Origin of the sequence: Thermoactinomyces vulgaris (assembly GCF_005886755.1) — a bacterium.
Classification (GTDB): Bacteria; Bacillota; Bacilli; order Thermoactinomycetales; family Thermoactinomycetaceae; genus Thermoactinomyces; species Thermoactinomyces vulgaris.
Genome location: NZ_CP039710.1, coordinates 506,175 through 528,984 on the forward strand (window position 1 = coordinate 506,175; position 22,810 = coordinate 528,984).

25 protein-coding genes and 1 tRNA gene are annotated in these 22,810 nt (G+C 47.6%); 12 read left to right on the forward strand and 14 right to left on the reverse strand.

The annotated features are described in order from the left end of the window. The first annotated feature begins 150 nt into the window (after window positions 1-150). From FA954_RS02640 to FA954_RS02650, 3 genes are all read left to right on the forward strand, one after another. A complete protein-coding gene (locus tag FA954_RS02640) occupies window positions 151-1,329 on the forward strand; it encodes a cation:proton antiporter (RefSeq protein ID WP_049720629.1) in 1,179 nt (392 codons plus the stop codon). A 212-nt stretch (window positions 1,330-1,541) separates the two neighbouring features. Beyond that, window positions 1,542-1,856 carry a DUF485 domain-containing protein gene (locus FA954_RS02645; protein ID WP_037993231.1) on the forward strand — a complete coding sequence of 105 codons (315 nt, stop codon included), beginning with the start codon at window positions 1,542-1,544 and terminating at the stop codon, window positions 1,854-1,856. Next, window positions 1,853-3,358: a solute symporter family protein gene (locus tag FA954_RS02650; RefSeq protein WP_037993156.1), complete on the forward strand. Its 1,506-nt coding sequence runs from the start codon at window positions 1,853-1,855 to the stop codon at window positions 3,356-3,358. Before FA954_RS02645 ends, FA954_RS02650 begins: the two co-directional genes overlap by 4 nt. Window positions 3,359-3,424: 66 nt before the next feature. Here FA954_RS02650 and FA954_RS02655 read toward each other — a convergent pair whose 3' ends face one another. The 5 genes from FA954_RS02655 to FA954_RS02670 form a co-directional block, all read right to left on the reverse strand. Then, on the reverse strand, window positions 3,425-4,204 hold the full coding sequence (locus tag FA954_RS02655; protein WP_037993154.1) for a cytochrome c oxidase assembly protein: 780 nt from the start codon (window positions 4,202-4,204) through the stop codon (window positions 3,425-3,427). Continuing rightward, window positions 4,201-4,686 carry a DUF2243 domain-containing protein gene (locus FA954_RS02660; protein WP_049720627.1) on the reverse strand — a complete coding sequence of 162 codons (486 nt, stop codon included), beginning with the start codon at window positions 4,684-4,686 and terminating at the stop codon, window positions 4,201-4,203. The genes FA954_RS02655 and FA954_RS02660 overlap by 4 nt, the downstream gene beginning before the upstream one ends. 185 nt (window positions 4,687-4,871) lie before the next feature. Further along, window positions 4,872-4,994: a hypothetical protein gene (locus tag FA954_RS13945; protein WP_255347143.1), complete on the reverse strand. Its 123-nt coding sequence runs from the start codon at window positions 4,992-4,994 to the stop codon at window positions 4,872-4,874. A 167-nt stretch (window positions 4,995-5,161) separates the two neighbouring features. Beyond that, window positions 5,162-5,914: a hypothetical protein gene (locus tag FA954_RS02665; RefSeq protein WP_138614842.1), complete on the reverse strand. Its 753-nt coding sequence runs from the start codon at window positions 5,912-5,914 to the stop codon at window positions 5,162-5,164. Between the two features lie 50 nt (window positions 5,915-5,964). Continuing rightward, window positions 5,965-6,819 carry a hypothetical protein gene (locus FA954_RS02670; RefSeq protein ID WP_138614843.1) on the reverse strand — a complete coding sequence of 285 codons (855 nt, stop codon included), beginning with the start codon at window positions 6,817-6,819 and terminating at the stop codon, window positions 5,965-5,967. A gap of 162 nt (window positions 6,820-6,981) precedes the next feature. On the opposite strand from FA954_RS02670, the gene FA954_RS02675 reads away from it, so the two are divergent. Next, entirely contained in the window at window positions 6,982-7,554 is a 573-nt protein-coding gene (locus FA954_RS02675; RefSeq protein WP_165489727.1) for a PDDEXK family nuclease, read from the forward strand. Between the two features lie 362 nt (window positions 7,555-7,916). Here the strand turns inward: FA954_RS02675 and FA954_RS02680 are convergent. Beyond that, window positions 7,917-7,992: transfer RNA gene (locus FA954_RS02680), tRNA-Ala, on the reverse strand. A gap of 178 nt (window positions 7,993-8,170) precedes the next feature. Between FA954_RS02680 and FA954_RS02685 the strand changes: the two genes are divergently transcribed. Continuing rightward, window positions 8,171-8,947, forward strand: a complete 777-nt coding sequence (locus FA954_RS02685; RefSeq protein ID WP_121874307.1) for a GNAT family N-acetyltransferase — start codon at window positions 8,171-8,173, stop codon at window positions 8,945-8,947. 136 nt (window positions 8,948-9,083) lie between these two features. Here the strand turns inward: FA954_RS02685 and FA954_RS02690 are convergent, their stop codons facing one another. Next, window positions 9,084-9,785, reverse strand: a complete 702-nt coding sequence (locus FA954_RS02690) for a hypothetical protein (protein WP_037993149.1) — start codon at window positions 9,783-9,785, stop codon at window positions 9,084-9,086. A 184-nt stretch (window positions 9,786-9,969) separates the two neighbouring features. Here FA954_RS02690 and FA954_RS02695 point away from each other — a divergent pair, with 184 nt between their 5' ends. Next, a complete protein-coding gene (locus FA954_RS02695) occupies window positions 9,970-10,659 on the forward strand; it encodes a futalosine hydrolase (protein WP_052186599.1) in 690 nt (229 codons plus the stop codon). Beyond that, on the forward strand, window positions 10,656-11,480 hold the full coding sequence (locus FA954_RS02700; RefSeq protein WP_037993148.1) for a 1,4-dihydroxy-6-naphtoate synthase: 825 nt from the start codon (window positions 10,656-10,658) through the stop codon (window positions 11,478-11,480). Before FA954_RS02695 ends, FA954_RS02700 begins: the two co-directional genes overlap by 4 nt. A gap of 55 nt (window positions 11,481-11,535) precedes the next feature. Here FA954_RS02700 and FA954_RS02705 read toward each other — a convergent pair whose 3' ends face one another. From FA954_RS02705 to FA954_RS02735, 7 genes are all read right to left on the reverse strand, one after another. Then, window positions 11,536-12,069, reverse strand: a complete 534-nt coding sequence (locus FA954_RS02705) for a hypothetical protein (RefSeq protein WP_037993146.1) — start codon at window positions 12,067-12,069, stop codon at window positions 11,536-11,538. A 50-nt stretch (window positions 12,070-12,119) separates the two neighbouring features. Continuing rightward, window positions 12,120-12,866: an amidase domain-containing protein gene (locus tag FA954_RS02710; RefSeq protein ID WP_037993145.1), complete on the reverse strand. Its 747-nt coding sequence runs from the start codon at window positions 12,864-12,866 to the stop codon at window positions 12,120-12,122. 149 nt (window positions 12,867-13,015) lie between these two features. Beyond that, complete coding sequence (locus FA954_RS02715; RefSeq protein WP_052186598.1) at window positions 13,016-13,579, reverse strand: NUDIX hydrolase; 564 nt, start codon at window positions 13,577-13,579, stop codon at window positions 13,016-13,018. Window positions 13,580-13,681: 102 nt separating this feature from the next. Further along, window positions 13,682-14,392 (reverse strand): LutC/YkgG family protein, encoded by a 711-nt coding sequence (locus FA954_RS02720; RefSeq protein WP_062843253.1) that lies wholly within the window; start codon window positions 14,390-14,392, stop codon window positions 13,682-13,684. Next, window positions 14,373-15,812: a LutB/LldF family L-lactate oxidation iron-sulfur protein gene (locus FA954_RS02725; protein ID WP_037993142.1), complete on the reverse strand. Its 1,440-nt coding sequence runs from the start codon at window positions 15,810-15,812 to the stop codon at window positions 14,373-14,375. Before FA954_RS02725 ends, FA954_RS02720 begins: the two co-directional genes overlap by 20 nt. Window positions 15,813-15,824: 12 nt before the next feature. Beyond that, complete coding sequence (locus tag FA954_RS02730; RefSeq protein WP_037993225.1) at window positions 15,825-16,541, reverse strand: (Fe-S)-binding protein; 717 nt, start codon at window positions 16,539-16,541, stop codon at window positions 15,825-15,827. Window positions 16,542-16,559: 18 nt separating this feature from the next. Beyond that, window positions 16,560-17,300: a FadR/GntR family transcriptional regulator gene (locus FA954_RS02735; RefSeq protein ID WP_037993141.1), complete on the reverse strand. Its 741-nt coding sequence runs from the start codon at window positions 17,298-17,300 to the stop codon at window positions 16,560-16,562. Between the two features lie 363 nt (window positions 17,301-17,663). On the opposite strand from FA954_RS02735, the gene FA954_RS02740 reads away from it, so the two are divergent. The 5 genes from FA954_RS02740 (at window position 17,664) to FA954_RS02755 (ending at window position 22,715) form a co-directional block, all read left to right on the forward strand. Continuing rightward, complete coding sequence (locus FA954_RS02740) at window positions 17,664-18,767, forward strand: SDR family NAD(P)-dependent oxidoreductase (protein WP_037993140.1); 1,104 nt, start codon at window positions 17,664-17,666, stop codon at window positions 18,765-18,767. Between the two features lie 85 nt (window positions 18,768-18,852). Further along, a complete protein-coding gene (locus tag FA954_RS02745) occupies window positions 18,853-19,755 on the forward strand; it encodes an aldo/keto reductase (RefSeq protein WP_062843255.1) in 903 nt (300 codons plus the stop codon). A gap of 16 nt (window positions 19,756-19,771) precedes the next feature. Next, window positions 19,772-19,894 carry a hypothetical protein gene (locus FA954_RS13950; RefSeq protein WP_280524671.1) on the forward strand — a complete coding sequence of 41 codons (123 nt, stop codon included), beginning with the start codon at window positions 19,772-19,774 and terminating at the stop codon, window positions 19,892-19,894. A gap of 13 nt (window positions 19,895-19,907) precedes the next feature. Then, the gene (gene megL, locus FA954_RS02750; protein ID WP_037993134.1) at window positions 19,908-21,092 is read left to right on the forward strand and encodes a methionine gamma-lyase; all 1,185 of its coding nucleotides are present in this window, start codon (window positions 19,908-19,910) and stop codon (window positions 21,090-21,092) included. Between the two features lie 60 nt (window positions 21,093-21,152). Then, window positions 21,153-22,715, forward strand: coding sequence for a sigma 54-interacting transcriptional regulator (locus FA954_RS02755; RefSeq protein ID WP_062843256.1), 1,563 nt, complete (start codon window positions 21,153-21,155; stop codon window positions 22,713-22,715). Window positions 22,716-22,810 lie beyond the last annotated feature (95 nt).

Sequence of the window (22,810 nt, forward strand, 5' to 3'; positions counted from 1 at the left end):
TTTATTTTAATTGTTGATAAAATAAAGTATTTATGTTATCCTTTTAAAAAAAGCATATTACGTTTTTCAGGGGGAGTCTGTCACTGGCAGGCTCCCTTTGTTCTTTTTGACCTAATTTTTAAAAAATTTGAGGGGTGAGGAGGAGAAACCATGTTTTTTGCACAATTACTGCTAATTTTGGTTGCAACAAAGTTGGCTGGCGATTTGAGCACCCGGATCGGACAGCCGGCTGTTTTGGGAAAATTGATTGTCGGTGTGATTTTGGGACCGGCGGTGCTGGGATGGATTGAAGAGAGCGACATCATCCATCAAATGAGCGAAATCGGTGTTCTCTTGTTAATGTTCTTGGCTGGTCTGGAGACCGATATACATGAGCTTAACAGAAATCGCACCTCTTCTCTTGCCGTGGCTGTGGGGGGAGTGATTCTCCCGTTGGTCGGAGGTTATCTGGTTGGGATCTGGTTCGGGATGGAACCGTTTACTGCCTGGTTTTTAGGTGCATTGCTTTCGGCCACTTCTGTCAGCATCACGGTTCAGACATTGCGGGATCTTGGCAAATTGCAAACCAAAGAAAGTGTCACCATTTTGGGTGCGGCCATTGCCGATGATGTCATTGTGGTGGTGTTGCTGGCCTTTTTGATGAGTTTTTCCGGATTGCAGGATGTCAGCCTCGGATTGGTGATCGGTCAAAAAATCTTGTTTTTTGCCCTGATTATCTTGTTGGGATGGAAAGTGGTTCCGTGGGCCATGAAATGGATGACCCGCATTCGCGCATCCGAAATTGTGGTCAGCTCTGCGTTGATGATTTGCTTTGCCTTTGCCTTTATGGCGGAAGAAATGGGCGTTGCAGGAATCATTGGCTCTTTTGCGGCCGGTCTTTCTCTGTCGCAAACCAAAGTGCGCCATGAGGTCGAAGAAAAGTTGAGTCCGATTGCTTATTCCGTTTTCGTTCCGATTTTCTTTGTAAGTATTGGGTTGTCTGTGTCTTTCGAAGGACTCGGCAGTCAAATTGGATTGATTGTTGTTCTTTCCATTCTTGCCATTTTCTCCAAATGGATCGGTTGCGGATTGGGAGCCCGTTTGACCGGATTTAACACCGCTTCATCCATCAGCATTGGTTCTGGCATGATTTCGCGTGGGGAAGTGGCCTTGATCATTGCTTCCCTTGGATTAAGTAAACATCTGTTGCCCGCCGAATGGTATACATCCACGATTTTGGTTGTGATTTTGACCACTATTATCACACCACCGTTGTTGAAAATCACCTTCCAGAAAATGAATCCTTCCAAAAAAGAGAAACCCCGACAAGAAGCAATTGCTTCCAAATAAAACCCATGTCAGGCCCCTTGATCCGGTAAGGAGCAAAGGGGCTTTTTTATGCGGGATGAATTAAATGATTTTTAAATAAATAATTTTCAAAAAAGTTAACTTTTTCATAAATTAATATGTTATATTTTTGAATATATATTATTTATCTAATAATCAGATTAACATCTTTGGAGGAGGTTTATTCATTGTCAGAAAACAAGAAGGTTGACAGAATGGCCTCAACGCATCCGGATTGGGAGGAAATTTCCCGCTCACCGGAATTTCGCGAGCTGATGCAAAAGAAGCGCCGGTTTATCATCTCAGCCACGTTCTTTTTCGCTCTCTATTATTTTGCCCTGCCTTTTTTCACCGGTTATTTTGAGTTTCTCAACACTCCGTTGATCGGATCCATCAATGGTGCCTATCTGTTTGCCATCTCCCAATTCTTTATGGCTTGGATCCTGGCGGTTTTATATGTTCGTCATGCCAACCAAACCGATCAATTGATTCAGCGTCTGATTGAGAAACAGAGGAGGGAAGCTTCGTGAACACAACCGCTTTTTCGTTGTTTTTGGTGATTGTGTTGCTGACGCTTTTGGTCACCTATTGGGCCGCCAAAAGGACGCAGACCACCACGGATTTTTATGCGGCGGGCCGGTCAATCAAGGGCTGGCAAAACGGGATTGCCATTGCCGGGGATTACATGAGTGCTGCCTCTTTCCTCGGAATAGCCGGGTTGATTGCTTTGGGAGGTTTTGACGGTTTTCTTTATTCCGTCGGCTGGCTGGTCGCTTATCTGGTCGTGTTGATCATCGTTGCTGAACCCCTCCGTAACTCCGGCCGGTATACGCTGGCGGACATGCTGGCCTACCGCATGAGGGCAAAGCCGGTCCGTTCCGCTGCGGCGCTGAGTACTTTGGCGATCTCCACCTTTTATATGATTGCCCAACTGGTCGGGGCAGGCGGGATCATCAAGTTATTGCTCGGGATCGATTTTGAGGTATCGATTGTAATGATCGGGATTTTGATGATTTTGTACGTGGCATTTGGCGGGATGCTGGCCACCACTTGGGTGCAGATCATCAAGGCGGTTTTGCTGATGGCGGGAACGGTTTTGCTCAGCTTCCTGGTGCTTGCCCGGTTTGATTTCAGCATGGTGGAGATGTTTAATCAAGTTTCGGACAAGCTCGGGCAAAGATTTCTCGAGCCGGGACTGTTGTACACCAATCCGCTGGACAACATTTCGTTGGGACTGGCCCTTCTGGCCGGGACGGCAGGCCTTCCCCACATATTGATCCGTTTTTATACGGTGCCGACTGCCAAAGAAGCGCGGACTTCCGTCGTCTGGGCCATGTTTATCATCGGGGCGTTTTATATCATGACCACGTTCCTCGGTTTTGGTTCGGCCATTCTGGTTGGCCAGGAAAAAATTATCGCCGCGGATCAAGCCGGAAACATGGCTGCCCCTCTGCTTGCCGAAGCATTGGGAGGAAATTTCTTTCTCGCCTTTATTTCCGCCGTGGCATTTGCAACCATCCTGGCGGTGGTGGCCGGGCTTGTGATCTCGGCAGCCGGTGCCTTTGCCCATGATTTTTATTCCAATGTTTTGCGTGGGGGAAAAGCCACGGAAAAAGAGCAAATGCAGGTGGCCAAATGGGCTTCGGTGGGAGTCGGGATTGTGTCCATAATCCTGGCCATTCTTGCCAAGAACCAAAATGTCGCTTTTCTGGTTTCTCTCGCCTTTGCCGTGGCGGCCAGCGCCAACTTGCCGGTGATCCTCTTCAGTTTGTTTTGGAAGCGCTTTAATACAACGGGTGCGGTCACCGGGATCTTAACCGGACTGTTCAGCTCCATTTTCCTTGTTTTGATCAGCCCGAACCTGATGGATCCGGAAGATGCGCTTTTCCCTCTGGGGAACCCTGCCATTGTATCGGTTCCGCTCGGTTTTATCGGTGCCTGGTTGGGAACGGTGTTTTCCCGTGAACCGGAGGCGGAACAGAAATTTACGGAGCTCTATGTCCGGTCCAACACCGGAATCGGTTCCGAATAAACGAAAGAAGCCTGCTTCAAAAAGCAGGCTTTGCTTTTTGGAGGGCAGAAAATGCGGGAATTTTATTCAGGATTTCAAAGCAGGTTGACAGGAGGGAAGCTTTTTTCGTGGTTGCAGGGTTTGATACCACCTCCGGCAGAGGACGATGATGATCACCAAGTCGATCACGTCGCCCCCGTAGTACATCAGCATTCCTCCGGCTTCTGCCAGGTCCGTTGGAACTTCGCCAGGCGGATGGGCATAGATGAATTTGGCCAAAATTTGGTGCGCGGCAAGGGAGAGAACCAGGACAGCAGCCCGGAACGAAAAACGGTACCGGTCAGGGGAAGGTTCCAACTGCAAGAGGGAGGCGGTGTATACATAGCCGGCCAAAAAAATGTGAAGGTGGATCAAAAGATAAAAAAACGCATGTTGATGCATCATTTCCCAGAGGCGGGTGGTGTATAACACCCACATCCCGCCGATATTGAGGAGGGAAGCGGTGACGGGATGGTGGAGGGTCCGGATATACCGGGTTTTTAAAAAACGGACAAGCCTCCGGGCGTTTTGGATGCTCAGGGTGCGAAAAATGAGGGTGAACGGGCGGGCCGAGTGGATCAAAAGCGGGGACAGCATGCCCAGAATTAAATGGGTTCCCATATGAAACCGAAAATCGGCATGCGCAAGATGGGCCAAGGGTCCGGTCGCCGAAACGACGGCCATAAGAACCCCCACAATCCCAAAAACGGTACGGGATCGCGGCCATGCCTTTCCCCGACGGCGGGAATGGACGAAGGCACCATACAGATAGACAAAAAAAACCGTCCCGAACGGAAGGATGAACAGCAGGGTATAAACCGGATTCACGCTTCCCGCTCCTTCCGTTTCTTTTGTGAGCGGATGACCAGAAAGCCGGCGATGATCATGATCACTGCAAGCAAATTCCAAACCAGATCATAGATCAACACATTTTCCACATAACGAATCTGATGAATCCGCATCCACTTGTGCTGAATGATTCCGTCGTACAATTGAAACAGACCGGCTCCCAGCACAACGCTTCCCCACCATCTCTTTTTCCGCCAGGCATGGCGCCGGCGAAGATCGGCCAGCAAGAACAATGACCAGACCGTCGCAAACCAGCTGAAGGCATGAAACAGCCCGTCGGAGACAAGCCCGATGCTGCGGGTGGCCCGGTCATAAAAATGATGCCAGTGTAAAAGTTGGTGAAAGACTGCTTCATCGAAAAAAGCAATCAATCCGATGCCAAACAACAACCCGGACCAGAAATTGCGCTTCCAAAAAACCGAATCCATGGATTCACGGGATAACGGACGACTTGTATCCATACGGATGCTCCTTTTTCTTTCGGGAATTTCGCAATTTATCCTCTAGGTTATCCCATGTGTATCCAAAGCAAACGTCTGAAGGATAATCAGGGTTGTCCACAATGTAATCTCTGATTTTCATTTATCTTCCGGTTATGGAACTGAGAGAGGAAATCGACGGTTTAACCAGCTTTCAGGGGGGCCGTTCAGGATTTATTTTTGTTGACACAGATCAGCAAAACCCTGATGGCAAGGGTTAACAAGGAGATTGCCAAAATCCCGATTCCCAGTCCGGTCAGCGTGAGAGAGGTGATTTCAATTTCAAACAACGGATCGCACCCCACTTTCCTCTTTTAAATGAAATATTTCATCATAATAAAATTATGCTGAATATTTGATGGTTAAAATATAAAAAGATAAAGTCCCCCGAAAAAAATTGAAACATTTGGGGGACTGGATCATGGAATGAAACGTTTCAGCAGGCTGTTTTTGTTTTCTAATAAACGAGGTGTTTAAATTTTATGTTCTTGTCGTCCAAATAACTCTCCACTTTATACCGGATCTGATGCAATAAATCAGTCTTATCCACCTTTATATCAAACAAGTTCTCCCCGTAAAAACGCACAAAAATCTTACCGTCATTCAAATCCTCCACGTGATTTTTTCCGATTTCCCGGACAATCGTTTCCACAATGACTTCCCTGGGTAAGTGAGTTTCCAAAAGATCCAATAACTCTTGCCACTCTGGATGAGGTTCCAAAGAGGCCCGATAGTCATAGATTTTTTCCGGACGGTAAAGAAAATAGATATTTCCCATAAAACCAGCCCGCAAGTCGCCTAACCACAGTTCTTGAATCTCACTGATCCGGGAAATGTCTTTCATCACCTGGATAAAATGACCGGTTAACGCTGGATTCTCCTTGAAATATTTCCCGCCATCATACTCGGAAATTGACAGGACCGAATCACTGATAAACATGCGGTGAACATATGGCTCCTCCTGTACCATTGGATTAAAAAAAACGACGTTAAAAGCGTCAAAGTTCTTTAACCGGGTCCCGGCGAGATGGATGAATTCAGATGAATATTTAATATCTCTTGCAATATCCCCCACCTTGTAATTGGTGATGGCTTTGATTCCTTCCCAATGCTTTAATAGTTTTTCACATATTTTGATTGCCGTGTTCCAATATCCATCCACCAGATATCTTCCCCAACCGGTATAAGCCAGATAAGTTTTTTCATCCATTTAGTCAATCCCCCTTATACCTTCACATTTTTACCCAAGAAATCAATATCTCATTTCCCGAATTTAACCTTGCGATATTTTACAACAATGCCAAGCTCTTTCTTAAAAGTATCCACAATCGTTTTCATATCTTTATCCTCTGCCTGGGAACCTTTATATAATATTCGACTATCTGCTCTATGAGTTATGCCAAGTTCCCGTGCTTTCTCTTGAATAATTAGGTCATCCAAGTGCTGATTTAGATAATCGATCGCATTTTTATGTTTATATAACTGAATAAAGGCATTAAATTCATTTCCTTTGCTATTTTTAACGAGAAGACCATCCTCTATAAATTGTTGAGGTTTATTCTCTGCTAACAGAGCTAAATCTTTGAGGGCATCTTTGGAATACAGTTTTGCTTCCTCTACAATAATGATTTTTCCGTTATCAACCACAATGTCATCAGGCAAACCAAAAATACCTTTTTTAGTTGGATCTTCTTTGTACGCTTTGTTGTAAACAGCTCGAAATAAGGAGTCTATTTTTCGTTTTCCTTCTTCTTCGCCAAATTTACTTCGGATACTGTTCTTTAACAAAGATTCCTCTTCAAAGCTAACACTGGCGTACTTTTTACCATTTGATTTGCTGGCAAACTTCTGTAACCACTGACCGAATGAGGTATCACCGATTGTCTTTGGTGCGGAAGCAGTTCCATCAGCAAATATTTCGAATGCCGTCGAAAGACTGAGTCCGTTAATTTTAGTTATAATGCCATCTAAATGGCTGCTTATGTACCAGCCGCCAAAGCTAAGGAAAAAACCGAATGCAGCGGCCACTATTGCTCGTTTTAAACTAAATATACCTGTTTTCAGGTAATCTGTTATGCTTTGGTCCGTTCCCGCAATCACTGCATTACCAAACATTTTGGGCGTAGCTCGGTTTAGCCAAGGAATTCTGGAACCGATCGAAGCTAGGATACTTGATTCACCGATCATGGCTATGAAGTAAGTGCACTGACGATTTCACCTAACACAATCCCAACACCTACAAAGGTGGCAATAGTAACCTCAAAAGCGAAAACAATGATGGCCACGATGATACCAGATCCTATTTCAATACCAATCCAATGTCTTTTTAGAATTTCGGCTGCGATATATGTTGTTACCGCTTCCACCAAATGGTTCAAATATCAAGTCACCTTCGTTTGTCGCAAACAAGCTAATGGTGTAAAGCCGATTAAACATGCATTTATTGAGAAGTTAAATCAGCTAGGTTGGGAAGATGAAAAGATTGTAAGTAAGAAGTCGATCAAAAATAGAAAGATTGACTCTTCCTTAGAATTAAGTGATGGAAAGTATTTTGGTGTTGAATGGGAAACAGGAAACATAGCTTCAAGTCATCGAGCAATAAACAGACTTAAACTTGGTATGTTAGAAGGTGATTTAGCTGGGGGATTCTTGGTATTACCTTCTCGTCAAATGTACTATTATTTAACTGAACGAGTTGGAAATTTTCAAGAGCTAGAGAAATATTTTCCTGTTATGTCGGATACTTCGAAAATTACCGGTTTTCTTGGTGTTATTGAAATAGAACATGACGGAGTAAGAGCTGATATACCTCCAATAAAGAAAGGAACAGACGGTAGAGCGCTAGTTTAAGGGTTAATCGATGTTGCATGATAAATCAAACGCTTGTATAAAGAGCTAAAAATGCTGAATACAAAAGCCAATTGTATACATAAGAAAGAAAAGACTAAAAAAAACTTTAGTCAAACTCCATAGATAACGTTAAGGGATGAACTCTAGCATAAAGTCCATCCCTTCTTGATCATAATCTCCCGTTATTTCATCAATAATAACTTTTCGAACTTAAAGTTTCATTTAAAGAAATATCCTAATTATTAGTGGTTGTATATCATGGTCTTGTATAAAGTGGAAAAAGGAGCAGTGATGTTTCAAGTCGTTGTTCCTTTTAACTTATTGTAAATAAAAACCCCCCGGAACATCCGAGGGTTTTCCTTTGGTGGAGCATAGCGGGCTCGAACCGCTGACCTCTACACTGCCAGTGTAGCGCTCTCCCAGCTGAGCTAATGCCCCGTGTTTTTCAGTTACATATTGTATTATAATCACCGGAGATCATTTTTGCAAGAAGAAAATTAAATTTTTTTCGTGTACTCGTTTACAAAAATTCTGTTCATTTCGTGATATACTCTTCCATATCCGAAAAACAACAAGAGAAAAAATGCCCTGACGGGGTGGAAAAGGCGGGAGGAACATGATTCGCAGGTTGACGGAAGAGGATCATGAAGCATGCATGAAGCTTTTGATGCCGAAAGCGGCGGAAAACTTGTTTATTCTCGGCGATATTGAGGCATATGGTTATGATCAGGCGTTCCAAAAGGTGTGGGGCGATTTTGATGATCATGGAAACTTGCGTGCGGTGCTTTTAAAATATTACCAAAATTACATCCCTTATGCGCCCGGTCATGATTTTGACCACGAAGGGTTGGCCAAGGTGATGGTTTCAGATCCGGAATTTCAAAACCTGAATGGCTTGGAGGATGTGGTTTCTTTTCTTATTCCGTGGATCGCTTCCAAGCCGTCTCAAATCCGGAAACTTTATTACGCCAAGTGCCGCGCGTTAAAGGAGTCTCAAGTAAATTGGCCGGTGAAAAAAGCAGGCGTTGAGGATGTCGGGAGAATCATGGAGTTATACCGGCACTTTTCATTCAGTAACAATCCGGAATCCATCAAAAGAAACATGGAAAAAGGTGTAGCCCGGACTTATTACATCGAAGTGGACGGACAGATGGTTTCTTCAGCTTCCAGTACGGCGGAAAATACGCTTTCTGCCATGGTGGTCGGGGTTTGCACTGTAAAAGAGCATCAAAAGAAGGGGATGGCTTCCGCCTGTCTGGTCCGGCTGTGCCAAGATCTGCTTCAAGAGGGAAAGGAACTTTGTTTGTTTTATGATAACCCGGACGCCGGGAGAATTTATGAACGTTTGGGATTTGTCCCGATCGGCCGGTGGATGATGGTTTCGTTTCAGTGAGTCCCGGTGAATGAACAGGAACCGGGGATGGGATTGGAAAGATTCTGCTTCAGGAATTAAAAGTTTGATGCCGGAAGGCTCCGAAGTGCACAAAGAACCCGGGGCTGTTGACGCTGTTGTCAACAGCCTGACCGATTTAAAACCACAAGGCCCCCGCGGAAAGTGCCAGAGACAGCAAAAACAGAATGGAAAAAAGAATCGTTTGCCGCTTTGATTTTTGTTGCCACATTTCTTCTTTTTCCAAAATGACTTTGTTCAATTGAGCCAGGTTTTCGGTCCATTTCTTTTGTTCCGCCTCGATGGTTTCCTTTAAGTTTTTCAATTTGTCATCCAGCTCTTCTTTTTTCTCTTCGTATTCTTTTTGCCGCTGATCCAGGGATTCCAATATTTTTTTGGCATGTTCATCCAGCTGTTTCTGCTTTTCTTCTTGTTTTTCATTCACCCAGTCGGTGAATTTTTCTTGATGTTGATCCAGTGCCCCGGCCATCTGTTTTTCGATTTCCTCTTGGATTTCCCCGGTTTTTTGATGTAGCTGTCCGATCAAATCTTCTATGTTTTTCCGTTGTTGGCGGATATAAGCGCAGGTTTCCTGATCATCCTTCTGGATGGATTTTTGGATCAGCTGTACATCCCGGTACGTTTCATTCAGTTTTTGTGAGATCATGACAGCCGATTGGTTGATCGTCGTGGCTTGTTTCAGCTTCTGGTCGATCTGGCGAAACGAGGATATTTCCCGCTTGATTCTTTCAATTTGGTGATACATGTTTCCGAGTTCTTCATAAATCTCTTGCAAAGCTTCGCCTGTGTTATTCGCGGAAAATCGGTTGAAAAAGCCCATATCACTCTCTCCTAGCTCTGGGTTGCTTAATCTCAAGTCACCAATACTATTCATCATATCAATAATTTAAATAGATCCATAATTATTTGTTTGTGAATCATTTATAAAATCTTTAAAGAACGTCCAACTATCAAGGATATGGTATGATGGAAAAACAGACAAGTGTTGAAGAAGGAGATTGAAAATGAAGCCAAAGCCGAGAACATACAAGGAGGGCGGTGCCAAGCGCCGGGTGCTGGTTGTGACCTCGGTACAGGCCGAACGGGAAGCTGTTTTACGGGGGCTGGAGCAGACCGAAGGGATTGAGGCCGAGGTCTTGGTGGCCGGAGTGGGATTGGCCCAAGCGGCTGCCTCCACAGCCATGGCTTTGTCTGCCGCCTCGTATGATTGGGTGATCAATGCCGGCATTGCCGGAGGGTTCCCGGGAAAGACGGACATTGGTTCGCTGGTGCTTTCCAGTGAAATCATTGCCGCCGACTTGGGCGCGGAAACCGGGGAAGGCTTTTGTTTTTTGGATCAATTGGAACTGGGAACCTCCCGGATCCCGGCGGATGCGGAATTTGTCTGTTGGATGGAACAAGCTTTGCAACATAAAGGGATATCCGTTACGACCGGACCGATCTTGACGGTGTCCACCGTCACCGGGACACAAGAAACGGCAGAGGAGCTGATCCGGCGTGTTCCGGAAGCGGCGGCGGAAGGGATGGAAGGTTTCGGTGTGGCCACCGCGGCCCGGTTGCAAGGCGTGCCGGTGTTTGAAATGCGGGCCGTGTCCAATTTTGTCGGCCCGCGAAACCGGGCGGCCTGGCGAATTAATGAAGCCTTGCAAACTTTGGAAAAAGCAAGCAGTGCATTGACGGAGGTGGTTCGATGAAAATCGCTTTTTCCCCTTGTCCCAATGATACGTTTGTATTCCATGCCTGGGTGCATGGATTGGTGCCCGGAGCGCCCAAACTGGATGTGACCTATGCCGATATTGATATCACCAACCATCTGGCGACACGGCCGGATGGACCGGATGTTTTAAAAATCTCATCCGCCGCTTTGCCGTGGGTATTGTCCGACTATGCACTTCTTCCCTGTGGAGGCGCGATGGGAAGGGGATGCGGGCCGCTCATCCTGACCAAGGATGCTTCCAAAGAAACGGACTTGAGCGGCAAACGCGTTGCCGTGCCCAGTGAACGCTCCACCGCTTATCTGTTGTTCCGTCTCTGGACCGCCCGGCATGTATCAGGAGACTTGGATATCCAGGTGGTTCCTTTTGACAAAATCATGCCGGCTGTCCGGGAAGGTACCTTTGATGCCGGATTGGTGATCCATGAAGCCCGTTTCACCTATCCGTCTTATGGACTTCATTTGTTGGCGGATCTCGGGGAATGGTGGGAAGAGGACACCGGCTTGCCGATTCCGCTCGGTTCCATCATTGCCCGCCGCACCCTTGATGTGAAGTCCATTGCCGAATGGACACGCGCTTCGGTCGAATATGCATGGAACCATCCGGAAGCATCCCGGGAATATGTGATGCAGCATGCCCAGGAAATGGATCCGGAAGTGGCCAAGAAACATATTGACCTTTATGTCAACGACTTTACCGCCGACCTCGGCGAAGAAGGGTATAGCGCGATTTATGCATTGCTCAGCCGGGCTGCCAAAGAAGGAATTGTTCCGGAAATCAAGCCCGAAATGTTGCGTTGAAATCCCAAAAGCAAAAAACGGATGGTTTCAGGCCATCCGTTTTTTTTTGTTCTTTTTAATTTTTCTTTAATGGACCGACCGTAACCGATTCATCCCCAAACGGGATGGACCATACTTCCCGACCGCCGGTGATGGTAAATCGATCCTTGCTTACCATATTTAAGATTTCCTGATCCGAAAGGGAAGGGGCTGTTTTGATAACAGCCGTCAGATAAGTGGTGTACGATTCTCCTGATGGGATGTTCCGAGGAAACCATAATTGCTTTTCACTGACCACAAGCAGTTTCTTTGTATCTTCGGAGAAAAGTGGTTGAACTCTGTGGTAGACACTGTCAGCGAGCGGGGAAGTGTTTTTGATCTCAAAAGTATAGGTGACTTTTTTGTAATCATCGATATGGTTGATGATTTTTTCTTTCTCTGTTTGATTTAATCCATACATGTTAAGAGAATCTTTGCTTCGCACGGATTTTTTTAAAGGATCCACTTCTACTTGTTTTAATTCCACTTCCATCACATGGCTTACGGCATACTGATAAAAGACAATAAAAGCGACGATGAAGAATATGATTGAAAGGATGGTAATCACCATAGGTCTTCTCCTGAAAAAATGCATAAAAAACCTCCTGTTTTTTCGAGAAATTATTTGACTTCAATCTGATCTTTCATTTTTACAATATGTAACTTATAATTGGGGGCTATGTTAGCGCCAACCTCAGCATTGAATTGATCATATGTGTGCCCTGAATAGAGCAAATGTCCTTGTTGATTCACGCCTGTAATCATAGTTGCGTGGTCAATTTTACCATCACCTTCAAAATCCCAGTAAAGTAAGTCTCCTGGTTTGATACCACCGCTTTTTTCAGCCTGGATCAAATCTTCCATTGTGGAGATTTCAATTGTTTCCTCAGAAAAACCGTTCTTTTTATTGGAAAAGTAACGGTATTGATCATCGGCAACGGCCCATTTGGGTGAGAAGTAATCAACAACGCGATTTAAAATGGGTATTTTGCGGATAAAACTGCCTTTTTTATAATACCATTCGTCGTTCATAGGGAGTCCGCCTGCATGCAGAAGTTGGGAGACAAAGTTGGCGCAATCTCCTCCACGGTTACTTCCGTGACTATCCATTCTTTCGAAATCCGGATTGAATTTCCCTTGGTTATCCGGGTCACTCCATTTTTTGGCATATTGGATGGCTTTGTCCCGGTCATAAACGATGAATTTTGTAAATTCGTCTTCGATGTGCGGAACATCAAACGTGCCGCCATTCGGATCTGCAAAAGCTTCATGGTAACCAAAGATCATGATGGATAACAGCAGTAAAAGAATGACAATATAATACTTTTTCCTGCTCATGCTAATCATTACGGAAAACCATCTACTCAAGTTATGTTCTCCGTAGTTGGTCACCTCTCTTCTTACGCTATAAGCATATAAAAAATGAAATCCTGATGAATCGGGGATAAATCAGAATAGATTATACAAAAGCCACAATAAAGACGAAATGATTGTACAAAATAAAAAATTATTTATTTTTAATCCAAGGTTTCAACCAGTTCATGCAGACGGTCCGCCAGCCGGCGCATGGGCATTTGTTTTAACGTCAGCCAAGCGTGACCGGTGACTTCTTCTTCCTGAATGATGACCTTTGCGGAAGGTTGCAAACGGAAGGCAAACCGGAAATCGGCGTGCCAGTGCGGAGGTTCGCCTTTTTCGGGATTTTCGGGGATCTCGTGCAAATCAATGTCAACGGGAACATTTGGGGGCAGGACGGGTTGAAGTTGTTCCGGAGAGATGCCGGTTTCTTCACAGGCTTCCCGCAAGCTGGCTTCAATCAGTGAACGATCTTTCTTTTCACAATGTCCACCCGGAAGAAGCCAGGCGTTCAAGGTTTTATGCCTGATATGCAGAACTCTTTTTTGTTCATCCATGATGACGGCACTTGTTGTGACGTGCCCGGGAAAAGTGGCGCGGGAAGTGATGTCCCGGGAATGATGAAGCACATCCATGAGAGGGTGGAGGGATTGCATGCCGGAGACGGAAAACCGGTTGGCATAAGCAGCAATGGACCGGGTGATTTCTGAATGCAAAATGGTCACCGGGATTCTCTCCTTTCCTTTTGAGGGTCACATGAAACGTTCTCCAATCCGGCTTGAAAACCTTCCGGATCCGGACATTACAAAGGGCATCGATGGATGCCCTTAAACGATGATATAAAACGCTTTTAAGGGGCCGTGGACCCCGACGACCAGGTTCATCTCAATATCTGCCGAGTTGCTGGGACCGGATATGAAATGGATGCTGGAGGGCGGGGTTTGGCCGTTTTCAATGGCTTGGTTGATGGCGTGGACGGCTTGGGTCATCCGCGGGACGATGGTGTCTTTCGGAATGATGGCGATGTAATTCTCCGGCAGATAATTTAAAGCCCGGCCTTGATCATCCCGGGTTTGAAGAACCACGGTCCCGGATTCTGCCAAGGCATGGTCGCAGAAGACCACGCCGAATTTGGCTGACGCGGCCTGCCGGATGTTTTCTTCCTTTTTCCCTTCTTGCCATCGGTAAACGGAAATCCCCTGACCGGGCCAGGTTTCATGAAGCAGCTCATGGAGCCCGTATTCTTGAAAGCGCGGATCCCCGGAGATGACCACCGGGCCTCCCCCGTTTTCCGATACCAGCTTTTTCAGCGTTACCGGCAGTTGTTCCCTTGTGGTTTCCATGACGGTTGTGTGGATGTTCCGGCATTGTTTTTTAAATATTTCCAGCAGTTGCTCTCTGCTTGCGCCTTTTAAAGTTTCCCGGTGAACTTCTGTTTTCCATTCCGGACGGGGGACCGGATCCGTCCTTTGTTTCCGTCCCAGCTTTCGGGCAATGTTTTTTAAAAAAGGGTCCCGGTTATGAATCGTTCCTTGCATCCGCTTTCCCTCTTTTCTGTTCCTGTTGATACCAATCACGAAAGCGCTCTTGGCTAGGGGCCGGAAATTCGCGGGATGCCATCCACTGCTTCAACGGGCCGACGCCTTTTTTGAATTTTGCACCGGCTGTAAGTGGACGGGTTGCCGCAGAGGCCATTTTGGATCCCCACTGATACAAAGTGCCGGAAGAAGCGCCCATTTCAAACATTTTCATGGCCAATTTCTCGGCCAGCGGGGCACGCCCTTCTTGTTCCACAATCACTTGCCGGTGTTTGATCAACAGTTCATGCAGGGGGATTTTTACCGGACATGCTTCGGTGCATGCCCCGCACAAACTGGAAGCGTAAGGCAATTCCTGAAAGTCTTCGTACCCGGCCAACAGAGGGGTTAAAACCGCCCCGACCGGCCCGGGATAGACCGATCCGTATGAAAGGCCGCCGATGTGGCGATAGACCGGGCAAACATTGATGCACGCCCCGCAGCGGATACATTGGAGGATGGAGCGGAACTCGGAGCCTAAAATCTTTGACCGGCCGTTGTCGACGATCACCAGGTGAAATTCTTCCGGTCCTTCGCTTTCCCCTGGCGGTTTGGGGCCGGCCACGGTGATATAGCTGGTTAACTTTTGCCCCACACTGCTCCGGCAAAGCAGGCTGACCAGAATATCCAGCTCTTCCATGGTCGGGACAATCCGTTCCATTCCCATTACGGCGATGTGGGTGTCCGGGATGGAAATGGCCAGGTCGGCATTTCCCTCATTGGTGACAAGACAGATGGAGCCGGTGTTGGCCACCGCAAAATTGCACCCGGTGATGCCGATGTCCGCTTCCATAAATTTTTCGCGCAAAATCTGCCGGACAAATTTGGTCATTTCATACGGGTCGTCCGATTGGTCATAGCCGAGTTTGTTTTGAAAGGTTTCGCGAATTTGTGTTTTGTTTTTGTGAAGCGCGGGAGCGACGATATGAGAAGGAACATCGTCGTTGATTTGCAAAATGTATTCCCCGAGATCGCTTTCCACCACTTCACAACCCGCTTGTTCAAGCGCCGGGTTCAAATGGATTTCCTCGGTCACCATGGATTTGGATTTGACGATTTTTTTGGCCTTTTTTTGCCTGGCCACGTTTTGGATGTATTGCACGGCTTCTTCCGCGGTTTGGGCGAAAAAGACATGGCCGCCCAGCTTGGCGACGTTTTCGCTGAGTTGCATCAGATAATGATCGAGGTTTTCCAGCGTGTGCTTGCGGATTTGCTCGCCCAAAAGCCGCCATTCTTCCCAGTTTCCCAATTCATTGGCGGCAGAAAGGCGCCGGTCTTGCAATCGTTCTTGGGCCGAGGCAACCGCCTGCCGCATCGTGGCATTTTCCAATCCTTGTTGTACCCGGTGGTCAAATGGATCTTCACTGATTTTAATTGCCATTGTGATCTCTCCTTAACGGCTGTTTAAAACTTCCGCGATATGCATCACTTGAACGGGATGCCCCAGGCGTTCGAGCCGCCCCTTGATATTCATCAGGCATCCGCAATCCGCCCCGATCAGGTAGTCGGCTTTGGTTTGCAGGATGTTGTTGACTTTCTCATCGACCATTTCCGTGGAGACGGGGCTCATTTTCACGGAAAACGTGCCTCCGAAGCCGCAGCAATTTCGCGCTTGGGGGAGCGGTTCAAGCTGCAATCCCCTGACATTGGAAAGAAGCGTGAAAGGTGCGTCTTTCACACCCAGCAGACGGGTCATGTGGCAAGACGAATGATATGTGGCTCTTCCGTCCAGCCGGGCTCCCGTGTCCGTGATCCCGAGAACATCCACAAGAAAGCGGGTCAGCTCGTACGTTTTGGAGGCCAACTGTTCAGCGCCCTCTTTCCACTTGGGATCGTCTTGAAAAAGACGCGGATATTCTTTGAACATGGTGGCGCAGGAGCCGGAAGGAGTCACGATGTATTCCGCATGTTCAAAGGCTTGAATCATGTTTTTGGCTGCACTTTTCGCTTCCCGGACATAACCGCTGTTATAAGCCGGCTGTCCGCAGCATACTTGTTTTTCCGGAAATTCCACATCACAACCCAGGTGGTTCAGCAATTCAACAGTGGCCTTTCCGACATTCGGATAAAACATATCCACCAAACAAGTAACAAACAACGATACTTTCACCATCATCACCTGCCCGGTTCATCGCATGTTTTTTTGTTTTTTGCGGTTGGCAAACAATTTTTGCTCCACATTCGCCAAATGCGTGAACATGGATTTTTCCGCTTCCCCGGCATGTTGGGCGGCAATGGCTTCATAAATCTTCTGATGTTCCTGAAGCAATTGATCCGGGTAACCGGGAATCAAAAACAATTGTTGGCGGCTTTCTTTCAATGATCTGGACAAGATGCCGTAAATGGATTCCATCATCCATTCCAACACCGGATTGTGGCTGGCACGGGCAATGGCATAATGAAAAGCCAGGTCCGCCTCATCCCCGAGTTCGCCTTCAGCCGCCGCGTTTTTCATGTCGGAAAGCGACTTTTCCATGGCTTTTAAATCCTCCCCGGATCTCCTTTCGGCAGCGTACCGGGCCATGCCGGTTTCAACGACTTTGCGTGCTTCCAGAAGGGAAAGGAGATCTTGGCGGGTCACCGGTTGAAAGGGTTTAAATTCAGACAAAACTTTTTTGGGGTCCAGCCGGGTGACGAAAGTCCCTTCTCCATGGCGAATCGTCACCAGTCCCATGGTTTTGAGCGAGCTGACCGCTTCCCGGATGGTCGATTGGCCCACTCCGATTTGTTCGCTCAATTCCCGGAAGGAAGGCAAGCGCTCGCCCGGTTGGTAGGTGCCGTTTAAAATGTGTTCTTTTAACAAGTCCGCCACTTCTTCATAGGATTTACGCACTTTCAAAGCAGATCTCATCTTCATTTTCTTTTCCATTTTTCACCTCATAAGGTCATCTGATGACCGGATGATTAAAAATGATCGTGTGCCATTCATGCAACGATGACAATGTTTTGGTTGTTGCAGATTCATGTTTTTAAACGGTAATCCCTGGCCGGCACCTTCAGACCGGTATGAAAAGAAAATCCCCCGAAGGGGGATCCCTGCGAGCAGGATGGAACCTGCAATTCCAGCGGGAAAGGCTGGCGTTTTCATTTAAACTATCGCAGGGCACAGGAAGGATTGGTTACCTTCATCTCCTGCGTGGGGCAGGCGCTTTCATTAAGCGACTGTGTGAAAAAATTTTATCATGTGATATGATTTTTTGTAAATATAAAATATTTAAATGGTGAGAGTTGAATGACGAATCCGCATCAACCGGCTCAGAGAGAAAAGAAACAAAAATGTTACATATGCAAACAACGGATGGATTCCTCCCATCCCCGTTATCCCAAATTGTGTGTGGAATGCGGAAATTTGAACGAACAGAAACGCCTTGCCCGCCATGATTTGACTTCTTATGTCGCGTTGGTGACAGGCGGCAGGGTGAAAATCGGGTATCATACGGCATTGCGCCTGTTGCGCGAAGGCGCCCGGGTGATTGTCACCACACGGTTTCCTTATGATGCCATCCGGCGATACTTTCAGGAGCCGGATTGGGAAGACTGGAAAGACCGGATTCACGTATACGGGTTGGATTTTCGGCGGATTGACCTCGTGGAGGCATTTGCTTTTTCTTTGAACAAGCAATTTCCCTATATTGACATCATTGTCAATAACGCAGCCCAGACGGTCCGGCTTCCGGATGAAGCGTACCAGGCCCTGTTGCAAAAAGAAAGGGAATGGAAAACGAAATGGTTGGGTTCCGGCGAAGAGCGGGGAAGGGAGTTGCCGGTTTATGCATTTGCGCAAGGGACGGAACCGTATGATGAGAAAAATCTTCTCCTGCCCGTGGCCAGCCCGTCCCGGCATCCGGCGAATCTTCCTCCATTTGCCAACAATGCCTGGATTGCCAAACCGGATCAGATCTCATTGACGGAAATGCTGGAAGTTCAACTGGTGAATGTCACGGCGCCCTTTTTGATCAGCACCCGGTTGAAACCGGCCATGCTGAGAAGTCCCCATCTGAACCGCTTTATCATCAATGTTTCTTCCAAGGAAGGGATCTTTCGGACCAAACGCAAAGGGCGCTACCATGTCCATACCAATATGGCCAAGGCTTCGCTGAATATGATGACATTGACGATGGCCAAAGATTACAAGCGGGATCGCATTTTTGTCAACAGTGTTGATCCGGGATGGGTGTCCAATCAACTCCCGGCCAAAATCCGGGAACCCATTCCACCTCCGTTGGACTGCGAAGATGCCGCGGCCCGGATTTGTGACCCGGTTTATCTGGGGATGGATGCTAAAAAACCGCCCAATGGACAGTTTTTCAAAGATTATCGCCCGGTGGACTGGTGATTTTCCTCATTCGGGTTTCGCAGAGGGCAGAGGATGGAGATGCCAACCAACTGTTTCAATCTTGTGGACAGAAAGGGGATATAAGATGGAAAGAAAAGTGACCATCGGGAAAACCGGTCTCACCGTCCATCCCATTGGTTTGGGGACCAATAAGGTCGGCAGCCAGGCGGGAAAAGAAGTGGTCCAAGCAGCCATTGAAAACGGGATCAATTTTTTGGACACCGCTTATCTGTACGGCCCCGAAAGGTCGGAAGAGCTGATCGGGGAAGTGGTGAAAGAAAGCGGCAAACGGACAAATGTGGTGATTGCCACCAAAATCGGCCCCAAATTTGTGAACAATCAGGTGGTGGCAGACAACACCCCGTCTTTTTTGAAACAGGAAGCCGAAAAAAGCTTGAAGCGTTTAAAAACCGATTACATCGACATTCTCTATATTCATATGCCGGATCAGGATACGCCCAAAGAAGAGGCGGTCGGGGCGTTGCAGGAACTGAAGGAAGAAGGGAAGATCCGCGCCATCGGCGTATCCAATTTTTCTCTTGAACAGCTGAAAGAGGCCAATCAGGACAGATATGTGGATGTGTATCAGGGAGAATACAATCTGTTGAACCGGCAAGCAGAACGTACCCTGTTCCCTTATCTCCGTGAGCATCAGATTTCCTTTGTTCCGTATTTTCCGCTGGCTTCCGGACTTTTGACCGGAAAATATGATGAAACGTCAACCATTCAGGGATACCGGGCCAATCTGCCCTATTTTCAAGGAGAAGCCTACCGCGAGAGTCTGGAAAAAGTGGAGAAATTAAAAGCGATGGCCAAATCCAAAGGGGTCAATACAGCCAATTTGGCGTTAGCCTGGTGTTTGCACCGGAAAGAAGTGGATGCGATCATCCCGGGGGCAAGAAACCCGGAACAGATGCTTTCGAATTTGAAAACCCTGGACGTGACCTTGACAGAGGAAGACATCAAGCAATTGGATGCAATCTTTTAATTTGGAGTGCCGGTAAGTGGCAACCCATCTTTCCATTGTTGAAAGACAGGTTGCCATTTTCTTATGGAACCGGGCGGAAAAACTCCATCGCACCGTTTGGCACGGATTTTGCAATTGTTTTGCAATGAATGACGGATAAGGGAGGAACCAGGATGGAAAAGAACAAATGGGGTTTTTCCACCCAAGCGATTCATGCCGGGATACGTCACGGGGAAATGGAAGGATCGTTGGCACCGCCCATTTTTCAAACTTCGACGTTTGTGTTTCCCTCGGCGGAAACCGGCGGGAACCGTTTTGCCGGACGGGAGGACGGATTTATTTATACCCGGCTGGGCAACCCGACGGTCCGCCTGTTGGAAGAGAAAGTGGCTGTGTTGGAAAAAGCGGAAACGGCGTTGGCTTTTTCATCCGGGATGGGAGCGGTTGCCTCGGTTTTGTTGGGGATTTTGAAGGCCGGGGATCATGTGGTTTGTTCCAAAGGCTTGTACGGATGCACGTACAGTCTGTTTCATTGGTTGCAGGAGCGGTTTCAAATCCGTTTTTCCATGTGTTCCATGATGGAAGAAGCCGTATTGGAAAAGGCGATTCGTCCCGAAACCCGTTGTTTTTATATTGAAACCCCCATGAATCCCACCCTTGAGCTGGTGAATCTGGAGTTGGTTTCAACCGTGGCCCGCAGGCACGGAATTGTGACCATTGTGGACAATACCCTGATGTCTCCGTATTTGCAGCGTCCGTTGGAATGGGGCTGTGACATTGTGCTGCACAGCGCCACCAAATATATCGGCGGTCACGGGGATGTGATTGCCGGGATTGCGGCTGGCCCCCGCCATCTGCTGGGAAACGTGAAAAAAACCACCTTGAAAGATTTGGGGGCGATTTTGTCGCCGATGGACGCCTACCTTTTGATCCGGGGATTGAAAACATTGGAGGTGCGCATGGACCGCCATTGTGAAAACGCGGGGAAGATCGCCCGTTTTTTGGCGGAACACCCCAAAGTGAAACAGGTATTTTACCCGGGACTTTCTTCTTTCCCTCAGGTTGAATTGGCCAAAAAACAAATGCGAAAGCCCGGCGGAGTCATCAGCTTTGAGATGAAGGGCGGATATGAAGCCGCCGTCCGGTTGCTGAATCATGTTTCGCTCTGTCAATTAGCCGTCAGTCTGGGGGAAACGGATACACTGATCCAGCATCCGGCTTCGATGACCCATGCGGTGGTTCCGCGGGAGGAGCGGCTGAAAATGGGCATTTCCGACGGCATGATCCGCCTGTCCGCGGGGATTGAAAACGCAGAGGACATTTTGGCTGATCTCGAGGAAGCTCTTTCATTTGTGTGATCGATCTTCCTCTTTCCTTCCGCTAAGATAAAAGTAAGAGGGACGGGAAGGAGGAAACGAATGAAAACGATCGCCCTCTGCATTAAAACCATTGACCGGGTGGGCATGACGCATGAGGTGATTTCCTGTCTGTTGGCCGATCATGTCGACATTGAGCGGATGGAGGTGGAATCGGGAAGCATTCATCTGAAAATCCGGTCGGTTCCTTCCGGGGTGTTTAAAAAGTTGACGGAACGGATCAGGCAAATCCCCGGGGTGAAGGAATTGGAACCGGTTCAAATTCTTCCGTCCGAGATGCGTGAAGGACAAATGAACACCATTTTGGAAACGGTTTCTGAAGGAATGATCCTGGTGGACGCCCGGTTGAAAATTCAGGCGATGAACCGGGCGGCGGCCGAAATTCTGCGCCTTTTTCCGGGAGATTGGGAAGAAGAGGATCTTCCCGGACTTTGGGGAACGGACCCGGAATGTTTACGGACATATTTGCAGTCGGGGAAAGAGCAGATGAATGTCCCGGTGACCATCTGCCGCGGTCCGGACATGATTCAAGTACTGGCCAGTTTTATTCCGGTCCGTTCCGGCGGAAAACGGCAGTCCGGCTTGGTGATCGTCATTCGCGACATGAATCAGGTCCGCCAATTGCTGCGGTCTGTCAACCGGAAGGGAATGGTTCAGTTTCAGGACATTATCCATCAAAGCGAAACGATGAAAAGATGCGTGGAAACGGCCAAAAAGGTGGCGCAAATGGAAGCGACCGTTTTGTTACAGGGGGAAAGCGGAACGGGAAAAGAATTGTTTGCGCGGGCCATTCATTTTGAAAGCCGGCGGGCCAACGGCCCTTTTATTTCCATCAATTGTGCCGCCGTTCCGGAGTCGTTAATGGAAAGCGAATGGTTCGGCTATGAGGAGGGAGCGTTCACCGGAGCGGGGAAAGGCGGAAAAAAAGGATTGATGGAATTGGCGCAGGACGGGACGCTGTTTTTGGATGAAATCGGTGAGCTTCCGCTCAATCTGCAAGCCAAATTATTGAGGGTTTTGGAAGAGAGGGCATTGAGGCGGGTCGGCGGAAACCGGTGGATTCCTCTTCGCGTGCGGATCATTGCCGCCACCAACCGGGATTTGGCGGATCTGGTGCGCCGGGGCCGGTTCCGCAAAGACTTGTATTACCGCCTCCATGTGATTCCGGTCACCATTCCCCCGTTAAGGGAACGCAGAGAAGACATCCCGCTTCTGGCAACTCATTTTCTCCGGAAATTTTGCGCCCGGTCCCGCCGTCCGCTTCTTTCCCTTTCCTCCCAGGCTCTCCTTCGCCTGCAGGCACACTCCTGGCCCGGGAATGTCCGGGAACTGCAAAATGTGATGGAGCGGAGCGTTTATCTTTGCCCGGAAGGAGAAACCGAATTAAAAGAAGTTTATCTGAGCGATGTGTTGGATACGGATTTCGCTTTTCCCCGGCGCAGTTTGAAAGAACATCTCGCACAGTATGAAAAGGAACTGGTGCAGGCCGGGATCCGGCGGTTCAAAAGCATACGGAAAACCGCCCGCCATCTGGGGGTGAGCCATACCACCGTTTTGAACAAGATGAAGAAGTATGGAATTTCCAAAAAAGACATTTTTTGTTGAAATCAGGGGTGGATTGGTTACATCTTTCATACATTGTTCAATGCAACAGGAAAAAAAGCTGTTAAAATAACGTTGTCGCTGAAAACACTGTTAGA